We start from the raw sequence: 701 nt of genomic DNA, 5'->3' as shown, positions 1-701 counted from the left end.
CCGGAGGCCTGTGACCCTGTCGGGTGACAGGGTCACCGCCGGTGAAGCGTGTCGTACGATCTAACTCGACGCAGCCGGTCTGCGGTCGGTAAAAAGCGAGAGATAATGCTGCACCCGCTCGACGTAACCTCGCACCTGCGGTCCCCGGGCCCCGTTGGCGCGAACATACTTGACACTGGTGTGATACGCGGCGGCGAGCAGCAGCGCCCGGTCGCCGGAAATGTCACCGAGGCGCTGGTTGGCGTATTCGAGCTGATTGGCGACGGCGAAGATGGCGTCGGCGGGGTCCCAGTAGGACGCCCGGCCGTTGTTGTCCGCGTCGACCGCGAACCCCGTGAACACCCGTGGTGTCCATCCGGCGATGCCGTACTCGCCCTGGCCCCCCGCGGCTGCCGGGTGGGAGGCACGGGGGTGGAAGCCGCTCTGCGTCGCGAGGATCGCCGCGATCAGTGCGGGCGTGACCACCTCGTCCGAGCAGGCGTGCGCGGCCCGGGTGAGAAGCGGACGGTAGGCGGCGGGTATCGGCGCGCCGGGCCGCAGCTCGCCACCCGGCTGGAACGAGAACGGCTGGGGGACCGACCCCGCGGCGAGCATCAGGACGGCCAGCAGGCCCACCGCGATCAGGATGCGCCGCGCCGCCGCCGTTCGTTGCGCCGCCGTTCGTTGTACTGCCGTTCGTTGTACTGCCGTTCGTTGTACTG

Annotated in this window: 1 protein-coding gene; it reads right to left on the bottom strand. The window is 69.6% G+C overall.

Features of this window, described 5'->3' with window-relative positions; all coding sequences use genetic code 11:
* Nucleotides 1-60: 60 nt before the first annotated feature.
* Nucleotides 61-701: lytic murein transglycosylase (locus ACY5KJ_RS18515; protein ID WP_462203957.1), on the bottom strand; the 641-nt coding region annotated here is incomplete at its 5' end.

Source organism: Frankia sp. CcWB3 (assembly GCF_977927595.1).
The sequence above is the reverse complement of the archived record's forward strand: the minus strand, read 5'-3'. Positions and strand labels throughout refer to the sequence as shown.